This window comes from Streptomyces sp. URMC 126, from assembly GCF_051386555.1.
Lineage (GTDB): Bacteria > Actinomycetota > Actinomycetes > Streptomycetales > Streptomycetaceae > Streptomyces.
On sequence record NZ_JBPQTX010000545.1, the window covers coordinates 1 to 2,532 of the forward strand.

Sequence of the window (2,532 nt, forward strand, 5' to 3'; positions counted from 1 at the left end):
CCGCCGGGGAGGGCACCGACGCCGGGGACGGCTCGGGCTCGGGCGCGGGCGGCGGCAGGTACGCGGCCGGGTCCGCCCCGTCGGCGGGTGCCGCCCCGGCCTCGGGCGCGGGCGCGGGAACGCCGCTGACCGTCCCGTCGGGGTTGAGGAAGGCGGGGCTGCCGCCGGGGACCATGCCCAGCTCCCGGGCCCGGCGCTCCAGCGCGTCGGGCGCGGCGAGCTGGTCGACCTCCTGCTGGAGTGCCTGCTGCCGGTCGGTCAGCTCGGTGGTCCTGCGCTGGAGCCTGCTGAGCTCGAACGAGCCCTGGTTGAGGGAGGAGTTGAGCAGCAGCAGGCCGATCAGGCCGGAGCCGAGCAGCACCACGACCAGCAGTACGAAGGGGGTGCGCCGCGCGCCGCCGGTCCCGGCCGGCAGCAGCCGGCCGAGCCGGCTCCCGCCGGCGGTGCCCGGGGTGCGCGCGACGGCCGTCATGGCGTGTCCGTCACGTCCTCGCGGACGCGCTCGGCCCCGCGCAGCCGGGCGGGGGCGGCCCGCCGGTTCTCGGCGACCTCCTCCTCGGTGGGCAGCTCGGCGCCGCGGGTGAGGAGCTTCAGCCGCGGCTGGTACCGCTCGGGGACGACCGGCAGGCCGGGCGGCGCGGTGGTGGCCGCGCCGGCCGCGAAGACCTGCTTGACGATGCGGTCCTCCAGCGACTGGTAGGACAGCACCGCGATCCGGCCGCCCACCGCGAGCGCCTTGACGGCGGCCGGGATGGCCCGCTCGACGCTGGCCAGTTCGCCGTTGACCTCGATGCGCAGCGCCTGGAAGGTGCGCTTGGCGGGGTTGCCGCCGGTGCGCTTGGCGGCCTGCGGCAGCGCGTCGCGGATCAGCTCGACCAGCCGGGCGCTGCGGGTGAAGGGCTCCTTCTCGCGCTCCCGGACGACGGCCTCGACGATCCGCCGGGCCTGCTTCTCCTCGCCGTACGCCCGCAGGATGCGGACGAGCTCGCCGGGCGGGTAGGTGTTGAGGACCTCGGCGGCGCTGATGCCCCTCGTCTGGTCCATCCGCATGTCGAGCGGCGCGTCCTGCGCGTAGGCGAAGCCGCGGTCGGCCTCGTCGAGCTGCATGGACGACACGCCGAGGTCGAACAGGACGCCCTGGACGCGGGGGATGCCCAGCCGCTCCAGCACCTCGGGCAGCTCGTGGTAGACGGCCTGGACGAGGGTGGCGCGGTCGCCGAAGGGGGCCAGCCGCTCGCCGGCCAGGGCCAGGGCGGTGGGGTCGCGGTCGAGGGCGACGAGCCGGGCCTCGGGGAAGGCGGTGAGCAGCGCCTCGCTGTGCCCTCCGGCGCCCAGCGTGCAGTCGACGACGACGGCACCGGGCTCGGCGAGGGCGGGGGCGAGCATGTCCAGGCAGCGCTGGAGCATGACGGGGACGTGACGCGCGTTGCTGCTCATGCGCCCTTCTGGGAGTGCGGTACGGCGCGGGGCGCACGCACCGCCGGGTCCCCGCCCGCTCGAAGGGGATGCGCCGCCCGGCCCGGCGCCGGCGGGCGGCGCGGGACGGCCGGGGAGCGGGAGGAGGCCGAGGGGTACGGTCACGTCGCGCACGTGCGGGTTTCCTGGTACGACGGGGACGGCCTGGTCGTTGGGTTCCGGTACGTCGGGGGAGCGGCTCGCCTCCCACTTCGCGCCACTTTAGTCCACTCGTCTCCCCGGTCAATCAACCGGCCAGCGCGCCGGAGGACGGGCCTCGGCGGCGGGCTCACCCGGACGGCCGCACGCCTCCCGACGCTGTGGCTTGCCTCACAGATGGCCGCCCTTACGGCGTTTGCCCGGCTCTTCGGGGGGCCGACGGGCCGGTAGCCGACTACCTTCGTGCACATGTCGATATCCGCGTCTCCGCCCTCCGGCACCTCCGGCGCCGACGCCGGCCACTCCACGGTCACGGACCGTCTCGTGGCGGCCAACGCGCGCTACGCCGCCGAGTTCACCGACCCGGGCATGGACGCCCGGCCGGTGCTCAAGGTCGCGGTCGTCGCGTGTATGGACGCCCGCCTGGACCTGCACGCCGCGCTCGGCCTGGAGCTCGGCGACTGCCACACCATCCGCAACGCCGGCGGAGTCGTCACCGACGACATCATCCGGTCCCTGACCATCAGCCAGCGCGCCCTGGGTACCCGTTCGGTGGTCCTCATCCACCACACGGGCTGCGGCCTGCTGAACCTGACGGAGGACTTCCGGCACGAGATCGAGGAGGAGGTCGGCCAGCGTCCGCCGTGGGCGGTGGAGGCGTTCCGCGACCTGGACCAGGACGTCCGGCAGTCCATGCAGCGGGTGCGCACCTCCCCGTTCCTGCCGCACAAGGACGACGTCCGCGGTTTCGTCTTCGACGTGACCACCGGGCTGCTGCGGGAGATCGACCCGCGGCACTGACGGCCCGCCCGCGGTGCCGTCGCGCCGCGCGGGCGGCGAGAATGCGAACGAGCCGCCGTCCCGTCCGCCGTGCGCGGGCGGGACGCCGGCGGGGTTGGGGAGGGGCCGTTCCCGGTG

3 protein-coding genes are annotated in these 2,532 nt (G+C 75.5%); 1 reads left to right on the forward strand and 2 read right to left on the reverse strand.

Annotation, left to right across the window (positions count from 1 at the left end):
* Positions 1 to 472 (reverse strand): FtsB family cell division protein (locus tag ACSNOK_RS32530; protein WP_436784388.1); only part of this gene is annotated, 472 nt, incomplete at its 3' end.
* Positions 469 to 1,437: a 16S rRNA (cytosine(1402)-N(4))-methyltransferase RsmH gene (gene rsmH, locus ACSNOK_RS32535; RefSeq protein ID WP_436784389.1), complete on the reverse strand. Its 969-nt coding sequence runs from the start codon at positions 1,435 to 1,437 to the stop codon at positions 469 to 471. The genes rsmH and ACSNOK_RS32530, both read right to left, overlap by 4 nt.
* Positions 1,438 to 1,863: 426 nt before the next feature.
* On the opposite strand from rsmH, the gene ACSNOK_RS32540 reads away from it, so the two are divergent.
* Complete coding sequence (locus ACSNOK_RS32540; RefSeq protein ID WP_436784390.1) at positions 1,864 to 2,415, forward strand: beta-class carbonic anhydrase; 552 nt, start codon at positions 1,864 to 1,866, stop codon at positions 2,413 to 2,415.
* Positions 2,416 to 2,532 lie beyond the last annotated feature (117 nt).